Raw genomic sequence first — 18,656 nt, forward strand, 5'->3', positions numbered from 1 at the left:
AGGGAAACTTGACCCGCGCCCCGGGCACGACCGGGGAGATACCGGGGAGAAGGCCAGAAAACCTGGACGCTGGCGGGAAATCTGTAGGCTGACGACTATGGCGACGACAAAGGAACTTCCCGGTCTTCCGGTCGAAGAACGCTGCCTGGTGATGGGGGTCGTCAACGTCACCCCTGACTCGTTCTCCGACGGTGGCCGATGGTTCGACGCTGGTCGGGCGATCGAGCACGGTCTGCGGATGGTCGGGGAGGGCGCGGACATCGTCGATGTGGGCGGCGAGTCCACACAGCCCGGTGCGCAGCGGGTCCCCGCGGACGAGGAGCTGCGCCGGGTGCTGCCGGTGGTCACCGAACTGGCCCGGCAGGGAGTCGTCGTCAGCGTTGACACCATGCGCGCGGAGGTCGCCGCGGCGGCCGTGGACGCGGGCGCGGTGCTCGTCAACGACGTCAGCGGGGGGATGGCGGACCCGGCGATGGCCCGCCTCGTAGCGTCCACCGGTGTCTCCTATGTATTGATGCACTGGCGTGGGCATAGTCATGACATGCAGAAACGCGCCGTGTACACCGACGTCGTGCAAGAGGTCTACGACGAGCTGGAGCAGCGCATGACGGCCGTGGTTGATGAGGGGGTCGACCCGGGCCAGATCATCATCGACCCTGGGCTGGGGTTCGCGAAAAGCCCGGAGAAGGGGCACAACTGGGCGCTGTTGGCGCACCTGGACCGCTTCGCCCAGCTGGGCCGCCCGATCCTCATCGGCGGATCCCGCAAACGCTTCTTAGGGCGGCTGCTCAGCGACGCGGACGGCAACCCGCGCAGTTTCACGGAGTGCGACGACGCCACGGTCGCCGTGACCGCGTTGGCTGCGTTCCACGGCGCCTGGGCGGTCCGCGTCCACGAGGTGCGCCCCAACGCGGACGCGGTGCGCGTCGCCCAAGCGTGGCGGAGCGGCGGGACCGCCCTCATCGACGGGCGCGCCGAGATCCCCCGGGTGCGGGGCGGCCAGTGAGGTCCCGGCAAGAGATCGAGGAGCGGGTGGCCGCGGTCAACGCTGACTTCTACCAGGCCATCGAAACCGGCGACATCGATCTCATGGACCGCGTGTGGGCTGAAGAAGGGCAGGCTCCCGACCTTGTCTGCGTCAACCCGGGCTGGCCGATGCTGCGGGGACGCGCCGAGATCATGCGGGCCTGGTCGCTGGTCATGGCAAACATCCCGTACATCCAGTACGTGCTCACCGGAACCCACGTGGGAGTCAGCGGCACGATCGCCATGGTCACCTGCGAGGAGAACGTGCTGACCGCTGAGGACGACGAGCCCGGGTTCGTTGCGGGCGGCCGGGTGGTGGCTACCAACCTGTTCGTGGAGACCGAGCAGGGCTGGCGGATGTGGTCGCACCACGCTTCGCCAGTGATCCTCCAAGAGGACCTCGAGGGCGCATGACTGAGACGTTCGAACCGTTGGATCGGATCGCGATACGCGGGCTCCGGGCCCGGGGCCGGCACGGGGTGTTCGACTTCGAACGGCACGAGGGGCAGGAGTTCGTCGTGGACGTGGTCTTGGGTGTGGACACGCGTCCGGCCGCGCGGACTGACAGCCTCACGGACACGGTCGACTACGGCGAACTGAGCAGCCGCCTGGTCGACGTGATTGAGGGCGAGCCCGTGAACCTGATCGAGACGCTTGCCCAGCGGCTCGCCGACGTGTGCCTGACCGACCCCCGGGTGGTGGCGGTCGACGTCACGGTGCACAAGCCTGAAGCGCCGATCCAACACCGGTTCGACGACGTGTCCGTCACCATTTCCCGGAGGCGCGGGTGAGTACCGACTGGAGCAAGGCCAGCCGCGTGGTGCTGGCGTTGGGCAGCAACCTGGGGGACCGCCTGGCCGCGCTGCAGGGCGCGCTCGATGCGCTCGCTGACCCCGATGCGCTGCGACTGCTGGCCGTGTCCCCGGTCTACGAGACGGCTCCAGTGGGCGGCCCGGAACAGGACGACTACCTCAACGCGGTAGCGGTGGCGGAAACCGTGCTCGCCCCGGAGGCGCTGCTGGCCCGCGCCCAGCAGGTGGAAAAAGAGTTCCACCGGGTCCGCGACGTGCGCTGGGGGCCGCGCACCTTGGACGTGGACATCATCGACTATGCGGCGCTGGTCCGCACCGACCCGGAGTTGACCTTGCCGCACCCCCGCGCTCATGAGCGCGCTTTCGTGCTGCGCCCGTGGGCCGACATCGACCCTGCCGCTGTCCTTCCTGGGCGGGGAGCCGTCCGCGACCTGCTCGCGGGGGTAGCCGACCAGGAAGTGCGGCGACGCGACGACCTGGTATTGCGGGTGCCACGGTGAGTTCCCCGAGCGACAACGGCCGCAACGGCCGGATACGTCCTACCGGCTGGCGGATGCCGCTGGCGGTTGCCGCGGTCACCGGGACCATCGTGTTTCTGGTGGTGCGGGAAACCTACTCCAGCCTGGTGCTGCTGCCGTGGACGGCGATTCCTACGCTGGCGCTGCTGGCGCTCGGGGAGTTGATCACAGCGGTTCAGGTGCGCCGCCGGATCCGCGGGGAACCAGGGACGGAGCCTATCGAGCCGCTCAGCGCGGCGCGGCTGCTGGCGTTCGCGAAAGCCAGTGTGCTGCTCGGTGCGCTCGCCTGCGGGGGGTTCACCGGGTTTGCTGTGGCGCTGCTGGAGTGGCTGCACAGTCCGCACGCCCGAGCGGACGCCCTTATTGCGGGCGGTACCGCCTTGTCGGGACTGCTGCTGGTGCTTGCCGCGGTGTTTTTGGAGTACGCCTGCCGCGTGCCACCGGACAGCAATGAAAACAACCAGGTCAGTGGGTAGCAGAGCTCTTCCACGACCGGTTTGACCGACAGACGGTGAGTAATTTATCGCTCAGTGCAGGGGTTGGCCCGTTCGGGGGTGGTTGACTGGAATGGTGGACTTCGCCGAATCATCCAAGATGCCGCGATTGGCGGCCCCCGTGCTGCCGAAGGAGCCGGGGTCTCCCCTGGAGCGGGCGTTCGCCGCACCCGTGGGATCCGAGTGGCACCGGTTGGATCCGGCGTTCACCCGGTACCGCAGGATTCTCGCGGCGCTGCTCGCCGTCCCGGTCGCTGCCCTGGGTGGTACTGCCGTAGGCATGTGGCTGCACTGGGCGGTGGGGGCGGCCGTGGCCGCCCTAGTCCTGCTCGCCATGGTGGTTTCCTGGGCCACCGCGGAACGGACCAGGTTGTCGTGGGGGTACGCCGAGGGGGACAGCGACTTCTATCTGACGTTCGGCACGGTGATCCGGCAGTTGCTGGTCATCCCGTACGGCCGGATCCAGGTAGTGGACATCACCGCCAACCTGCTGGAGCAGGCTCTGGGGATCGCGACGGTCCAGGTGCGGACGGCCGCGAGCACCGCTGACATGCGCATCCCCGGGTTGCGGTTGGTGGATGCCGCCGCGCTGCGGGACCGGCTGGCTGAACGCGGTGAGACCTTCCCTACGGGGCTGTGAGTCGTGACTGATCCACGACACGACCCGAAGGCACAGCGGCCACAGGAGAGCACAGCAGACCAGGACCACAAATACCGTGCCTGGGACCAGGACACCCACCTGGGGGACGAGGGCGACCTGCCGGTTCCCGAGCCGCTTCCGGAGGTCGACCCGGCTGGTGAGGACAGCGTCGACACCGAAGAGCCGCTGCCGGAACCGGAACCACTGGATCCGCCCCAGGAGGCGAGCGGCGAGTCCACCGATGCGGGGAGCAGCGTTTCCGAAGACCGGTTGTCCCCCGTGGACGCGCCTCCGCTGCGCGAGGTGACCGCGCCCAACGAGTACGACGAAGACGAGGACCAGACCGCCGGGCCGATCGCGGCGTGGACGTTCTCCGAGCTTCGCGATGCCGCGGGACGGATTTCCTGGCGTTCCCCGGAAGAGGGGCCTGCCAGCCCGGCTCAGCGGCCGCAACAGCCCGACGCCGGCGAGGATGCGGCGGCGTCCGACCGGGAGCAGGCGACGCCTGACCCGCCCCCGCCGCCCAGCCCGCCTCCAGCCCCGCCGCAGCGGGGACGCACCCCGCTGTGGGGGACGCCCGCGGTCCGCCAGGCACAGGCGCCGTCCGCAACCGCTGCCAGTCCCGGCAGCCACCATCCTCCGGCCGCCTCCCCGCAGCCGGGAGCCGAGCAGCGGGCCGAACCGCCCCGCCACCCGGGGGCGCCGCGCTTCGCGCCCGCCCACGCGCCCGCGTTCCCAGCGACGTCGATCACCCAGGGACGTCCGTACGTTCCCCCGGTGTCGCCTCCCGGACCGTTCTGGGCGCCGGGGCACCGGACACCGCCCCCGCCTGCGGGGGCGTACCCTCCCCACCCTGGTCCGGCGCAGCACCCCGGCCCGTGGGGGAGGCCGCCTGCCTCCGCGCCGTGGAGCGGCCCCCACAGCCCTGTACCGCCGCCGCAGGGGGCGCCGGTGTTCGCCCCGCCGTCTTTCGGTCCGGGGTGGACATGGCCGCAGCCTAAGCTCAGCATGCCCACCGGGGCAACGGAGGACATCACGGCCGGCTCCCACCGGCTGCACGGGGCCACGGTCGTCCTCAACGCCGCGATCGTCACGCTCGTGTTCCTGGCGCTTCCCGGACCGCTGCTGCTTCCGCTGGGGATCGGCTGGCTCCTGCTGGCGCTGCTGGTGGTGGCGTTGGGGTCGCTCATGGTGTCCGTGGTGTCCTGGTACTACACCCGTTTCGAAGTGCACGAGGAGCGTCTCATCCTGCGCACCGGCCCGTTCCGGCAGCGCGTCCGGGAAGTCCCGTTGAGCCGCCTCCAGGCCGTAGACGTGGTCCGCCCCCTGTTCATGCAGGTCGTCGGGCTTTCTGAGCTGCGGGTCGAGGTTGCGGGGGGAGACCACGGCGAAGTCCGGCTGCGCTATCTCGGCCGGCGGAAGGCGGAACGGTTGCGCGCGGCCCTCTTGGCGGCCGCGGCCGGGCTGTCAGAGCACCTCCCGGAAGCCCCGGAGATGCCGCTGTACCAGCTCCGGTTCTCACTGCTCATCGGCGCGCTCACGTTCCGCATCCCGGTTTTGGTGGCTTTCGCCCTGTTCGGGGCGCTGATTGCGGTGGGGTGGGCGTTCGACGAGCCGGGCGTGCTGGGTGGGGCGGTGCCGCTCCTGCTCGGGCTGGTCCACGGTTTCGTGGGGCCGCTGCTGCGCTACATCGACTTCTACGCTTCGCTCTCCCCGGACGGGCTGCGCGTGCGCTACGGGGTGTTCCAGGCGCGGATGCAGACGGTGCCGCCGGGGCGGGTGCAGGCAGTGCGTATCGTCGAGCCGCTGCTGTGGCGGTGGCTGCAGGTGGTGCGGGTCGAGGCGAACATCGCCGGGTACGCAGGGCAGCGGCAGGTCGACTCGACGACGCTGCTGCCGGTGGTGCCTCGAGCGCTCGCCTACGAGCTGCTGCGCGGTTTCCTGCCCGGGAATGGGTTGGACACGGTCCGGTTCCGCCCAGGGGCGCGGGAAGGCAGCTCCGAGGAGCTGGGCATGGACGACGCGCTGTTCGTGGTCCGACGCGGCAGGTTCTGCCGGATCGTGGAGGTCGTGCCGTATGCGCGGATCCAGGCGGTGCGGCTGCGGATGGGGCCGTTGGAGCAGCGGCGCGGTACCGCTGTCGTCGAAGTGGAGGTCCCGGCCGGTCCGGTGAGTGGTCGTGCCCCGGAGCTTGAGCTGGCGGAGGCGCGGGAAACACTGGACCGGATTACGGCACTGGCGCGGCAGGCCCGTGCCCAGACCGGAGGGCCCGAGCGGTGGGCCATTCGAGGGGAACCGGTCTGAAGTTTGCTGCCCGCGTGCGGCGGGGCACGCCCCGGAAAGCCCGACAGGGACGGGGATTTCGCATCAGGAGCCCAGTAACCGCCCCACCAGCGGAAAGTGATCTATGGCACACAAACGGGGTGGTGGTGTGGAGTTTTTCGGTACCAAATCACGACATGTCAGCCACAAACAGTCACTGAATAGATTCGCTTAGTTATTCACATTCGCGAAATGGGCCACAAAGCGGCGGAAGATGTGGCTAGATGGAGCCCGAACACACCAAGTGTTCGCCACAACACCCATCGTCAATGGGTCGGGCCCCCCTATTCCCCCGACCCTCTGGAGGGAAGAAACGTGCTGAAGAAGATCCTCGCCGTCGCCGCTGTCACCGCCGCCACGACCCTGAGCCTGACGGGCACCGCCCTCGCCCACTCCGGAGACGACATCATCACCTCCGGAAAGGGATCGATCCTCGGCGGCAACCAGCTCGTCGTCGACGCCAACGTGCCGGTCAACGTCTGCGGCAACGCGATCGCCATCCTCGGCTTCGCCAACGCGGGCTGCTGGTACTCCGGCGCCGCCGTCCTCAACTAACACCCGCACCCCTAGCTTGCGGTGACATGGGGCCCGCACAGCCCCATCGGCGTCAGGACAATCCTGGTGGTATCCGCTGAACGGCCGACGCCGACCTTCCGGTCGGTGTCGGCCGTTGTCGTGGTTCCGGAGGCCCGCCCCCACGTGTCACCGGGACGCAACCGGCAAGTAACCTAGAGCGTGTCTGACGGACCGTTCCGGAGTCGAGGCCACAGCCACCGTTTCGGAGACCACCTCGCGAACACACCCAGCCGTCGACAAGTCCGGTACCCGAGTGGACTGGAACGAATGCCATGAACACGGCGCATGACACACGGCAGCGCCCCGCACGGCTCGCCGTCGGGGTCATCGGCCCGGGCCGGGTCGGGTCAGCACTCGGTGCGGCACTCGAACGCGCCGGACACCGCGTCGTCGCGGCCGCAGCGATCTCCGAGGCGTCACGGCAGCGGGTCGCCGCCCGCCTGCCCCACGCCCGGATCCTCGAACCCGCCGACGTCATCGCGGAAAGCGACCTGGTCCTGCTGACCGTCCCCGATGACGCCCTCGCTCCGCTCACCAACGGACTCGCTGCCACCGGTGTCACCGTCACGGGAAAACTCGTCGCGCACGCTAGTGGCGCACACGGCTACAGCGTGCTCGCCCCCCTCACCCAGGCCGGGGCACTCCCGCTCGCCCTCCACCCGGTCATGACCTTCACCGGCCGGGACGAAGACCTCACCCGGTTGGCCAACTGCTCTTTCGGAGTCACCTCACCCGAATCGCTCCGCCCCATCGCCGAGGCCCTCGTCATGGAAATGGGGGCCGAACCCGTGTGGATCGCCGAAGAATACCGGGCGCTCTACCACGCGGCCCTCGCCCACGGTGCGAACCACCTTGTCACCCTCGTCACCGAAAGCGCGTCCCTCCTCGCCCAAGCCGGGGTCGACCACCCCGGCCGCATGCTCGCCCCACTCCTCGGCGCAGCCCTGGACAACGCGCTACGCCTCGGCATCGACGGCCTCAGTGGGCCGGTGATGCGTGGAGACGCCGACACCGTCGCCACGCATCTCGCCCAACTACGCGAACACGCACCGGAGAGCGTCGCGAGCTACCTCGCGCTGGCCCGCCTCACCGCGGACCGCGCGCTCGCGGCGGGTCTGCTCAGACCGCAGGACGCCGAACGGCTCCTCGACGTCCTCACCTGACACGCCCAACTTCCCGAGCAACGGAGACCAGCCGTGACTCAATCGACCGCCTCCGCACACAAAACCCCGGTCGTGACCCGTACCGCCGAAGAAATCCAGGCCCTGCGCCCGCAGCTGGGGCGTCTTGCTCTGGTCCCCACCATGGGAGCCCTCCACACGGGGCACCGCAGCCTCATCGCCCAAGCCCGCGAACACGCCGAATCCGTAGCCGTCAGCATCTTCGTCAACCCGCTGCAGTTCGGACCCAACGAAGACTACGACCGCTACCCCCGCACCTTCGACCACGACCTGCGCGTCTGCGCTGAAGAAGGAGTGGACGTGGTCTTCGCGCCCACCGTGGACGTCATGTACCCGGACGCGGACGGCGACAGCCTGGGACAGATCGTCACCGTCGACCCCGGAAGCATGGGCCGAGTCCTGGAAGGAGAATTCCGCCCCGGCTTCTTCCACGGCGTGCTCACCGTCGTCAACAAACTGTTCAACCTCATCCGCCCGGATGTGGCGGTCTTCGGCCAAAAAGACGCCCAACAGCTGGCCGTGGTGCGCCGCATGGTCCGCGACCTGTGCCTGCCCGTCACCATCGTGGCTGCACCGACCGTGCGCGACCCCGACGGTCTGGCCACCTCCAGCCGCAACGTCTACCTGAGCGCTGAAGAGCGCGCCAGCGCGCTCGCCCTGTCCAAAGCCCTGTTCGCCGGGGCAGACGCCGCCTCCTCCGGCCCCGCCGCAGTGCTTGCCGCCGCCCGCGCCATCCTCAGCGAAGCAGCCCGCGCCACACCCCCGGTCAGCGTCGACTATCTGGCCCTCGTCGACCCCACCACCTTCACCGAAGTGGGCGACGACTACCGGGGCGACGCAGTGCTAGCGGTAGCCGCGTGGGTGGGGGAGACCAGGCTGATTGATAACGTTCCGCTGACCCTGTAACCACCCTCAACAACCGCGCAAGGGAGCTTCGTTGTGAACGCGAGCCCTGCCCCGATACCGCTGCGGCTGACCGCACCAGAGCCCGGCTGGACCGCACACACCGATGTGGTCATCGTCGGATCAGGGATCGCAGGGCTCAGCACCGCACTGCGCTACATCGAGCGGACCCCCACAGGCAGGGTCGTGCTCGTCACCAAGGACCTCATCGCCAACGGCTCCACCCGGTGGGCACAAGGCGGGATCGCTGCCGCCGTCGACCCCGGCGACAACCCGTGGGCCCACCTGGTGGACACCATCGAAGCCGGGGCAGGGCTGTGCGACCCAGACGCGGTCCGCATCCTCGTTGACGAAGGCCCCGCAGCCCTGCACTGGCTGATCGACCAGGGAACCGTCTTCGACCGCACCGACACCGGGGACCTCGCCCTCACCAGGGAAGGCGGCCACCGCGCGCACCGCATCGCACACGCCGGTGGGGACGCTACCGGCGCGGAGATCGAACGCGCCCTCGTCGAAGCGGTCCGCGCCTGCGACCGCATTGAACTCATCGAACACGCTTTCGTCCCCGACCTGCTCGTCGGCGTCGACACCCAGGGGCAGCGCCGGGTCGCCGGGGTCACCGTGCACGTCATGGGCGAGGGCGAACGCGACGGCGTGGGCGCAATCCACGCCACAGCCGTTGTGCTCGCCACCGGAGGCATGGGACAGGTGTTCGCCGCCACCACCAACCCGGAAGTGTCCACCGGAGACGGTCTCGCGTTGGCGCTGCGCGCCGGAGCACGCGTCCAAGACCTCGAATTCGTGCAATTCCACCCCACCGTGCTGTGGCTGGGCGCCCACGCCCGCGGCCGCCAGCCCCTCGTCTCCGAAGCGGTCCGCGGCGAAGGCGCGTTCCTCGTCGACGTGCACGGCCGCCGCTTCATGCGCGGCGTCCACGAGCTCGCGGACCTCGCCCCCCGCGACGTCGTCGCCCGCGAAATCGCCCGGGCCATGGCCGAAACCGGCGCCGACCATGTCTACCTGGACGCCCGCCACTTCGGCGCCGACAAGTGGGAACGCCGCTTCCCCACCATCCTCGCCTCGTGCCGCACCCACGGCATCGACCCGGTCACCGACCTCATCCCCGTCGCCCCGGCCGCGCACTACGCGTCCGGCGGCATCCGCGTCGACCACGACGGGCGCACCGACCTCGCCGGACTGTACGCGGTCGGCGAGACCGCCCGAACCGGCGTGCACGGAGCCAACCGGCTCGCCTCCAACTCCCTGCTCGAAGGAGTGGTCTTCGCCGACCGGATCGCCGCCGCCCTCGCCGACGAGCAGCCTCCCGCGTTGACCGGTCCGGTCCTGCCCGCCGGAGGCGGCCCCAGCGGGCTCGCGGCCCCGGAGATCCTCCCCGAACTGCGGGAAGCCATGTCCCGCTACGTCGGAGTGCGCCGCGACGCGGCAGGGCTTGCCAAAGCCACCGCGGTACTGGAAGAGCTCACCGCCCGCGCTACCGCCACCAACCCCGCGCCGGGCGTGCCCGCCTGGCAGGCCACCAACCTGCTCACCGTCGCCTGGGCCCTGGTGCGGGCAGCGGAACGCCGCCAGGAAACCCGCGGCTCCCACTGGCGGGCCGACTACGAGCAGCCGTCGGCTCAGGCACGCTCCCGGACCTTCATCCTCGACCCGTCGGGAATCAGGGAGGACACGTCGATGCGCCCCTACACGCTGCCGGAGGAACTCGTCGAGGAGCTCAACCGGATCACCGTGCCCGAAGCTGCGCTGCGCGGAGCCGCACCGGAGAAAACCCGGCCCGCCGTGGCATGGCACGAAGAGCTCATCCGCACCGCGCTCGCCGAGGACTGCTCCGGACACCAGGTCGACGTCACCACGGTCGCCACGATTCCCCCCGCACAGATCCGCACCGCCGACGTAGTCGCCCGCCGGGACGGGGTGGTCGCCGGGCTGCCCCTCGCGGAACTCGTCTTCCGCCTCGTATGCGAAGGCGTTGTCGAAGTGATCCGGCACGCTCGCGACGGCGACTCCGTCAAACGCGGCGACATTCTCATGACGGTCACTGCGCGCACCCGCGACCTGCTCACCGCGGAACGGACCGCCCTGAACTTCCTCACCCACCTGTCGGGGATCGCTACCGCCACCCGCGCCTGGGTGGACGCGGTAGCCGGCACTAAAGCCGCGATTCGGGACAGCCGCAAAACCCACCCGGGCCTGCGCGTCCTGGAAAAATACGCGGTTCGCTGCGGCGGCGGGGTCAACCACCGCTTCGGGCTCGCGGATGCCGCTTTGATCAAGGACAACCACATCGCCGCGGCCGGGGGAGTAGCCGAAGCAGTGCGAGCAGTCCGGGAGCGTTTTCCCGACATCCCGCTGGAGGTGGAAGTCGACCGGATCGACCAGATCGAACCGGCGCTGGCCGCGGGCGCGGAAGAGATCCTGCTCGACAACTTCACCGTGCCCGAACTGCGGGAAGCAGTCGCTCTGGTCGCGGGCCGCGCCCGCTTGGAGGCCAGCGGCGGGCTCACCCTCGATCGGGCAGCGGATGTGGCGGCCACCGGAGTGGACTATCTTGCGGTTGGCGCGCTCACCCACTCCAGTCCCGCACTGGACATCGCGCTCGATCTCCGTGAGAACTTCTGACCGACAGCGACCCCCTTTTGGTAGGCCCCCATGCTGCTCACGATCGACGTCGGCAACTCCGACACTGTCTTCGGTCTATTCGAGGGCGAGGATCTGCTGGAACACTGGAGAGTCTCGTCTAAGGGGCGGCGGACCGCCGACGAATGGGCCGTGGTCGTCCAGAACCTGCTGCACTTCGACTCGCTGATCCACGGCGACATCGACGGGATCGCCATGTGCTGCACCGTGCCGATGGTGCAGAACGAGATGCGCCAGATGTTCCGCCGCCACTACGGGGACGTGCCCGCCGTCATCGTCGAACCCGGGGTCAAAACGGGCGTACCGATCCGCATGGACAACCCCAAGGAGGTCGGCAGCGACCGTATCGTCAACGCGCTGGCCGCGGCGCGGCTGTACGGCGGTCCCGCCGTGGTCGTGGACTTCGGCACCGCCACCACCTTCGACGCGGTGAGCGCCCGAGGGGAATACGTTGGCGGAGCCATCGCCCCGGGGATCGACATCTCGGTGGAGGCGCTGTCCAAACGGGGTGCGCAGTTGCACATGGTGGAGATCATCAAACCGCGCTCGGTGATCGCGAAGAACACCACTGAAGCGCTGCGCTCCGGCATCGTCTACGGGTTCGCGGGCCAAGTCGACGGCATCGTGGACCGCATGGCCCAGGAGCTCACCGACGACGTGGACGACGTCACCGTTGTCGCCACCGGTGGCCTGGCGCCTCTGGTGGTGGACGAATGTGAGACGGTGGACGTGCACGAGCCGTGGCTGACGCTCATCGGCTTGCGCATGATCTTCGAACGGAACACGTGAGCAGAAGATCAGGAGACCCTGCGCCAGGAGCAAACCCCTGGTAGCAGACGCACGAGCGGCGCTGCAGGACGGCTGTCCCCCCGCCCAGCGCCGCCAGCACGGCGGTGGCATGCACCGCGTGCGGCGCTGTGTCTTTCCCGTTCAACCGAGGGTGCACGCTGTTGACGCGTAGATTGCTGTGCTCCCCTGACCGATAGGATCGACTGCGTGAGTGAAGTACTGGATGATCTGCCGGAACAGATGCGGGTTCGCCGCGAGAAGCTGGACCGACTGCGTCGGGAGGGTGTCGACCCCTACCCGGTGACCTTCCCGCGCACGACGACGATCGCAGAGGTCCGGGCGAAACACGGCGATCTCGCTCCGGACGTCTACACCGGGGAACGCGTGGCCCTGACCGGGCGGGTCATGCTGTATCGGACCGGCGGCAAACTCTGCTTCGCCACGATCCGGGACGCGTCCGGGGACATCCAGGTCATGCTCTCCCTGGACAGGGTGGGCGCCGAGCGTTTGGCGGCGTGGAAGAGCGACGTCGACCTGGGCGACCACATCGGTGTCGAAGGGGAAGTGATCACTTCTCGGCGAGGCGAGTTGTCGATCCTCGCGGACACCTGGACGCTGACCTCCAAGTGCCTGCGCCCGCTGCCGGACAAGCACAAGGGGCTGACCGACCCTGAGGCACGGGTGCGCCAGCGCTACGTGGACCTTATCGTCAACCCCGAGTCGCGGGAGATGGTGATGCGCCGCGCCCGCACGGTGCGTGCGCTGCGCGACGGGCTGCACAACCGCGGCTACATCGAGGTTGAGACGCCGATGCTGCAGCAGGTGCACGGCGGGGCGACGGCACGCCCCTTCGTCACCCACATCAACGCCTACGACCTCGACCTCTACCTGCGCATCGCCCCCGAACTGTACTTGAAGCGGATGGTGGTCGGCGGGGTTGAGAAGGTCTTCGAAATCAACCGGAACTTCCGGAACGAGGGCGCGGACTCCACGCACAACCCCGAGTTCACGATGCTGGAGTTCTACCAGGCCTACGCGGACTACAACGTGATGGCCGACATCACCCGCGAACTCATCCAGGAAGCCGCCGTCGCAGTGTTCGGCAGCACGGTGGTCCAGCGGGGCGACACAGAGGTCGACTTGGGCGGCGAGTGGCCGCAGATCACCTTGTACGGCGCGGTCTCTGAAGCGCTGGGCGAAGAAGTCACTCCGCGGACCCCGGTGGAGACGCTGCGGAAGCTGGCGGATGCGCGCGGTGTCGAATGGAACCCGGAGTGGGGTCCGGGCAAGCTCGTCGAGCACCTTTTCGAGGAGTTGGTCCAAGACAGCCTGGTGCAGCCGACTTTTGTCCGGGACTACCCGCTTGAAACCAGCCCGCTGACCCGCCAGCACCGTGAAGACCCGCTGCTCACCGAGAAGTGGGATCTCATCGGATTCGGTATGGAGTTGGGCACCGGATATTCCGAGTTGATTGATCCGGTGGAGCAGCGCCGCCGCTTGACTGAGCAGTCTCTGCTGGCTGCCGGGGGCGATCCCGAGGCAATGCAGTTGGACGAGGATTTTCTGCGCGCCTTGGAGTACGCCATGCCGCCTACCGGCGGTGTCGGTGTGGGCGTCGACCGGCTGTTGATGGCCTTTACCGGAAAGAACATTCGCGAGACGATCCTGTTCCCATTGGTCCGACAGGAACAGAGATAAGTAAGTCCTGTCGAGGGCACACTCATACGCGTCTCTTACGCGTGAGTGTGCCCTTCCTTTTCGGTCAGGAGACGTCGAAAACTCCTCGAAGGGCTGTCCAGAATTCCTGCTACGGAATGCGGACTAGCCTTTAGTGTCGAGCTCCCCCATGACCAGGGCAAACACTGTTTATGCAGGTCAAAGTCTGTCATGGGGTTCTTTCTCTAGCTTTTGTCACCGTGGGTTTTTGAAATATTACCGTTAGTGTTCGAATAACTCTTGACGGTATGTCGCTATACGCTTAGCGTTTTGCGAGGAGCGGAGAATCCGCGCGCGTTTGCCGCAGAGGACCACAGCAGATAGCGAGGGGGCGAGGCGGTTATCACCGTTTCGAGCACTGTCTGGTGAGCACATACCCGCGCGAGGTCTGTCCGTCCCAGGCCACCGCGTGTGAGTGCGTGAAAGTCCGACCACCGAAGCCCAGCCATTCCCCAATCCCACGGGGCCTATGGGGGCAATGTGGCGCAGAGTTTCGAGAAAAGCACCAAAAGTGCGAACCAAAAGATCCCGTATCTCATCTGAATGTGTGTCTTCGCGGTGATGGAGTCGTTGTTCCGCACTCACCGGACGGATGAGGAGGACGGAGTGGAACAGGCCACACTCGTACGTCAGACAACCGCTAAAGAAGAACTGAACGGACCGGTCCTGCGCGACTGCTGCCTGGTGCCCGCCCAAGGGCGTGAACGCGACTCGAACGAGGAGTACGCCCGGGCCGTGGGCCTCAACGAAGACGAGCTGCGCATGCTGGCCGAAATCGCCACCGGCGTCACCACCGACGTGGTGGCGCGTCGCCTGGACCTCAGCGCGCGCACCCTGCGCCGCCGCCTCCGCTCGATCTGCGACCGTCTTGGCGTCAACACCCCCATCGAAGCGGTCGTCTGGGCCGCCCGCCGGCACCTGATCTAGCCCGGCTGCGCTGCGCGGACACCGCTCTGTATGCCACTACCAGGCCTTGGACCTCCACGGCGCCGCCCGCACCCGCCCACGGAGCACACCACAGCGCCGTTTCGGCGGGAGCGCGGACGGCGCCGTCGCCGAGATACGGATAAGCTGACTCGGCGATGACAATAGAAGAAGCGATCACCGTCCGCCGGGCACGCACCCGCGACGTCGTCCACATCCGCAGACTCATCGACCTCTTCAGTGGGGAAGGCCGCATCCTCACTAAGAGCACGGTCACTCTGTACGAGGACATCCAAGAGTTCTGGGTGGGCGAACTCGACGACGGAACAAGCAAGCGGGTCGTGGGGTGCGGGGCGCTTCACGTGCTGTGGGAAGACCTCGCCGAGGTCCGCACAGTCGCCGTCGACCCGGAGGTCCAGGGCCGCGGGGTGGGGCACCGCATCGTCTCCGCGCTGCTGGACACCGCGCGAGAACTCGGTGTGCGCCGGGTCTTCTGCCTGACCTTCGAAACCGCGTTCTTCGCCAAACACGGTTTCGTGGAGATCAAAGGCACCCCGGTCTCCGACGAGGTCTATCAGGAACTCTTGCGCTCCTACGACGAGGGGGTCGCGGAATTCCTCGACCTGGACCGGGTCAAACCCAACACCCTCGGCAACGTCCGCATGCTGCTGCACCTGGACTCCGACCCGGCCCAGGACTCCGCGAACGGCTCCTCGGCCCGCCCCGGGGCCTAGAGCAGCCGCAACTGCCGGTCCTTCGGGCGCTTCCGGAGCGCCGACTCCGCATCCACCGCCATGGTGAGCTTCGCGTCAATGGCCGCGAGGAAAGGAGACGGTGCCGCGTCGAAGGTGCGGCCCCGCCGCGTGCGCCGCCGCGCCCGGGACAGGTACAGCCGACGCTGCGCCCGCGTGATCCCCACGAAGAACAGGCGGCGCTCCTCAGCCGTGTCCTCGTGCTCCTCACCCGGGAAGAAGAACGGCAGCAGCCCGTCCTCGCAGCCCACCAGGAACACCACCGGGTATTCGAGCCCTTTAGCGGCGTGCAAGGTCAGCAGCGACACCCGGTCGGCCCGCGGATCCAAGGCGTCCACTTCAGCGCCGAGCGCCAACGCGGAGAGGAACTCGGAAAGGTCGGTGCCGCACCGCTCCGCCAGCGGGGCCACCAGTTCCCCGGCGGCCCGTACGTCGGTGACCCGCCGCTCGTTGTCGGCATAGCGGCGACACAGCGTCTCCACCGCGGACCGCACCCGGTCGACCACCGGACCGTCCGGCTGGTGTGGCAGCTCCGCGACGAGGATCCGCATCTCCGGGCGGGACAGCAGCCGGTCGTGCGAACGCTTCTGGAACGGGATGCCCGCCGTGTTGAACGCGCTGATGATCGCCTCGCTCTGCGCATCGGTGCGGTACAGCACGCAGATGTCGCTGAACGACAGCGAATCGTCCCCGTCCTCGGTGACCCGGCCGCTGTCCAGCGAGTGCAGCGACGTCCCACCAAGCAGCCGGTCGATCGCGCGGGCCACGAACGACGCCTCGGCGTACTCGTCGGCTGCAACGTGCACGCCGATCCGCGGCGCCTCACCGAACTGGCCCACGGCGCGCAGCGTCCGCCCCGGCACCAGCGAGGCGGGGGCGATCGCCTGCAGCGCAGCGTTGACGATCGTGGAGTTGGACCGGTAGTTGCGGGTCAACTGGACGGTGCGCGCGCTCGGATAGTCCTCGGTGAACCGCAGGAAGAAGCCCACATCAGCGCCGCGGAACCCGTAGATGGCCTGGTCGGGGTCGCCGATCACCGTGAGGTTCGCCTCCGGGCCGGCCAAGAGCCGCAGCAGCGCGTACTGGCTTTCGTCCACGTCCTGGTATTCGTCCACGCTGATGTACGGCCAGCGGCTCCGATAGTGGGCGACGAGCTCCTCGTCCGCGGAGAGCAGCCGCACCGGCAACCGGATCAGGTCGGTGAAGTCCACCAGGTTCGCTTCCCGCAGCCGGGCATCAAACCGGGCGATCTCTGCGTCGTCCTCGTGCAGCGCCGTCTCCCGGCGGGCGAGGAGCCGCCGCCCTTCCCCGGCAGAACCGGCGATCTCGGCGGCGATCTCCTGACGCAGGCTGTCGTCGGCGATGGTGAAGTCGGGGCTCAGCCCGGCCCGCGCGTACTGCTCCCGCAGGATCAGCGCGCCCAGGCCGTGCAGCGTGGTGATGGTCATGTCCGCGGCGCGTTCGCCGAGGAGCGCGTGCAGCCGTTCCCGCAGCTCGTCGGCTGCCCGCCGGGTGAACGTGATCGCCAAACACTGGCTGGCGGGAACACCGCGTTCCGCCACCACGTAGGCGATCCGATGCGTCAGGGTGCGGGTCTTCCCCGTGCCGGGGCCGGCGACGATGAGCAGTGGCCCCCCGGTGTGTTCTGCGGCGGCCCGCTGGTCCGGGTCCAGGCCGTCCAGCAGGCTGGCGGGCGACGGCTGGGACGAGGTTTCCTCGGCCGAGAAAAGCGCGGGCTCGGCGTCGGTGTCCGCTGGTGTTACCGGCTCCGGTGCGGGGGTTGGCGCCGACGGGGCGGAGCGGCGCGCCGTCCGCGGAGCAGCCGGGGCTTGCTCCGGAAGGTCGAGGTCGCCGAAGAGGGTCGGCGTAGTGTTCTTGGAGCGCAGCTCCTCAGGCTGGAACATGCGGATCACGCCGTATTCGCCGTCGTAGCCGGCTTCCCGGATGACCTCGCCGCGGCGCAGTCGGGTGATCGCCTCCCCCAGCAGTTCCCCGCCGACCCGAGTCACCTCGTCCAAGGGGACCGACTGCAGAATGTCCAACTCGGGGCCGAGTTCACCGACCAGGCGGGTCACTTCGCCCATGACGCGTTTGCTCTTCGGGCCCACACCCACGATCTCGCTGACGATCTCCGGCAGCGGAACCAGGCTGGTGAAGTCCGCCGCCCCTGGCACCCGGTAGCCTTCAGACCGGTCAGCGAGTTCGCTGACCCGGTGGAAGACGCCGACCGTGAGCGGTTTCCCGCACACCGGGCAGCGACCATGGTGGTCCCGGGTGGCCTGCGGGTCGAAGCGGATCCCGCATTTGCGGTGCCCGTCCAGGTGGTATTTCCCTTCCTCGGGGAAGAATTCGACCGTGCCGCGGAAGCCTTCCCCGGTCTCCAAAGCCCGCCGCACCGCGTAATAGTCGAGATCGGTGTCGAACCGGGTCGCTTCCCGCGCCAGCATCGGCGGGGAATGCGCGTCGGAATTGCTCACCAGGGTGTAGGAGTCGAGGGAAGAGACCATCCAGTTCATGGCCGGGTCGCTGGACAGCCCGGTCTCCACCGCGAAGATGTGGTCAGCCAGGTCGGCGTAGCAGTCGGCGATGCTGTCGAAACCGGATTTGGAGCCCAGGGCCGAAAACCACGGGGTCCAGATATGGGCGGGCACGAGATAGGAGCCGGGATCGCTGGAGAGCGTAATGTCCAGCAGGTCGCGGGAGTCCAGGCCCAGAATGGGGCGGCCGTCCGAGGCGAGGTTGCCTATCTTGGCGAGGTCGGCGGTAATCCGCCCGGCCGCCTCAAACGACGGCGCATAAAGCAGGTGGTGCACTTTGCGGGTGCGGCCGTCGCGTTTGTAGATCGTGGAGATCTCCACGGAGAGCATGAAGCGGGGCAGGGTGCGGCAGTTCGGTGGCAGAGTCCGCAGGATGCGCGACTCGATTTCGGGGCGCAACCGGAAAAGACCGGGTTCTGCGGGGACCAGGTCGCGCTCCAACTCGGCCCGCCAGGCAGGGTGAGTGAAATCACCGGTTCCGACCAAGGCGATCCCCTTGCGGGCAGCCCACCACGCGAGGTGTTCCAGATCGGAATCTTTGCTGCACGCCCGCGAGTACTTGGAGTGGATATGTAGATCGGCGTGGAACTCCACGGCGAGGTCCTCTCAATGCCCAAGGGGGAGTCCTGGTGTGCGCAGACAGCGGGGTCTGCCACTCTCTCCGGTCACCCTGCAACGATCCCACAACTTCCCACTGGGACAGACCTTAGAGCTTGCTGAGAGCACTCTGTGGAGAGAAGGGGTAATCTGTGCAATGCGAACAAAAAGCGGATCGGTTTTTGTTCGCATAGGACGTTGCGCGGCGCTT

General features: G+C 68.2%; 16 protein-coding genes. 15 read left to right on the forward strand and 1 reads right to left on the reverse strand.

The features are described from left to right. Positions 1–97: 97 nt before the first annotated feature. The 15 genes from folP to TF1_RS08855 all read left to right on the forward strand — a co-directional run bounded on the left by folP (position 98) and on the right by TF1_RS08855 (position 15,293). Positions 98–1,006: a dihydropteroate synthase gene (gene folP / locus TF1_RS08785; RefSeq protein WP_011293316.1), complete on the forward strand. Its 909-nt coding sequence runs from the start codon at positions 98–100 to the stop codon at positions 1,004–1,006. Next, positions 1,003–1,440, forward strand: coding sequence for a nuclear transport factor 2 family protein (locus TF1_RS08790; protein WP_011293315.1), 438 nt, complete (start codon positions 1,003–1,005; stop codon positions 1,438–1,440). Before folP ends, TF1_RS08790 begins: the two co-directional genes overlap by 4 nt. Next, the gene (folB, locus tag TF1_RS08795; RefSeq protein WP_011293314.1) at positions 1,437–1,817 is read left to right on the forward strand and encodes a dihydroneopterin aldolase; all 381 of its coding nucleotides are present in this window, start codon (positions 1,437–1,439) and stop codon (positions 1,815–1,817) included. The genes TF1_RS08790 and folB overlap by 4 nt, the downstream gene beginning before the upstream one ends. Continuing rightward, positions 1,814–2,338, forward strand: a complete 525-nt coding sequence (gene folK, locus TF1_RS08800) for a 2-amino-4-hydroxy-6-hydroxymethyldihydropteridine diphosphokinase (RefSeq protein WP_011293313.1) — start codon at positions 1,814–1,816, stop codon at positions 2,336–2,338. Before folB ends, folK begins: the two co-directional genes overlap by 4 nt. A gap of 53 nt (positions 2,339–2,391) precedes the next feature. Next, positions 2,392–2,832: a DUF3180 domain-containing protein gene (locus TF1_RS08805; RefSeq protein ID WP_049754991.1), complete on the forward strand. Its 441-nt coding sequence runs from the start codon at positions 2,392–2,394 to the stop codon at positions 2,830–2,832. A 91-nt stretch (positions 2,833–2,923) separates the two neighbouring features. Further along, positions 2,924–3,490 (forward strand): PH domain-containing protein, encoded by a 567-nt coding sequence (locus tag TF1_RS08810; protein ID WP_011293311.1) that lies wholly within the window; start codon positions 2,924–2,926, stop codon positions 3,488–3,490. 3 nt (positions 3,491–3,493) lie between these two features. Next, entirely contained in the window at positions 3,494–5,794 is a 2,301-nt protein-coding gene (locus TF1_RS08815) for a PH domain-containing protein (RefSeq protein WP_011293310.1), read from the forward strand. Between the two features lie 333 nt (positions 5,795–6,127). Next, positions 6,128–6,367 (forward strand): chaplin family protein, encoded by a 240-nt coding sequence (locus tag TF1_RS08820; RefSeq protein ID WP_011293309.1) that lies wholly within the window; start codon positions 6,128–6,130, stop codon positions 6,365–6,367. Positions 6,368–6,660: 293 nt separating this feature from the next. Further along, on the forward strand, positions 6,661–7,551 hold the full coding sequence (locus tag TF1_RS08825) for a Rossmann-like and DUF2520 domain-containing protein (protein ID WP_016189356.1): 891 nt from the start codon (positions 6,661–6,663) through the stop codon (positions 7,549–7,551). 33 nt (positions 7,552–7,584) lie between these two features. Continuing rightward, positions 7,585–8,475 carry a pantoate--beta-alanine ligase gene (gene panC / locus TF1_RS08830; RefSeq protein ID WP_011293307.1) on the forward strand — a complete coding sequence of 297 codons (891 nt, stop codon included), beginning with the start codon at positions 7,585–7,587 and terminating at the stop codon, positions 8,473–8,475. 33 nt (positions 8,476–8,508) lie between these two features. Beyond that, a complete protein-coding gene (locus tag TF1_RS08835; RefSeq protein ID WP_061783803.1) occupies positions 8,509–11,112 on the forward strand; it encodes an L-aspartate oxidase in 2,604 nt (867 codons plus the stop codon). Between the two features lie 30 nt (positions 11,113–11,142). Beyond that, complete coding sequence (locus TF1_RS08840; RefSeq protein ID WP_011293305.1) at positions 11,143–11,919, forward strand: type III pantothenate kinase; 777 nt, start codon at positions 11,143–11,145, stop codon at positions 11,917–11,919. A 207-nt stretch (positions 11,920–12,126) separates the two neighbouring features. Continuing rightward, positions 12,127–13,617 (forward strand): bifunctional lysylphosphatidylglycerol synthetase/lysine--tRNA ligase LysX, encoded by a 1,491-nt coding sequence (lysX, locus tag TF1_RS08845; RefSeq protein ID WP_011293304.1) that lies wholly within the window; start codon positions 12,127–12,129, stop codon positions 13,615–13,617. 624 nt (positions 13,618–14,241) lie between these two features. Next, the gene (locus TF1_RS08850) at positions 14,242–14,562 is read left to right on the forward strand and encodes a LuxR C-terminal-related transcriptional regulator (protein WP_038044184.1); all 321 of its coding nucleotides are present in this window, start codon (positions 14,242–14,244) and stop codon (positions 14,560–14,562) included. Positions 14,563–14,717: 155 nt separating this feature from the next. Then, the gene (locus TF1_RS08855) at positions 14,718–15,293 is read left to right on the forward strand and encodes an amino-acid N-acetyltransferase (protein WP_011293302.1); all 576 of its coding nucleotides are present in this window, start codon (positions 14,718–14,720) and stop codon (positions 15,291–15,293) included. Here the strand turns inward: TF1_RS08855 and TF1_RS08860 are convergent. After that, positions 15,290–18,442, reverse strand: coding sequence for a UvrD-helicase domain-containing protein (locus TF1_RS08860; protein ID WP_011293301.1), 3,153 nt, complete (start codon positions 18,440–18,442; stop codon positions 15,290–15,292). The two genes, TF1_RS08855 and TF1_RS08860, sit on opposite strands and share 4 nt — an antisense overlap. Positions 18,443–18,656: the final 214 nt, after the last annotated feature.

It is taken from the genome of Thermobifida fusca NBRC 14071 = JCM 3263 (assembly GCF_001592045.1).
In the GTDB taxonomy this organism is placed as follows: Bacteria; Actinomycetota; Actinomycetes; order Streptosporangiales; family Streptosporangiaceae; genus Thermobifida; species Thermobifida fusca.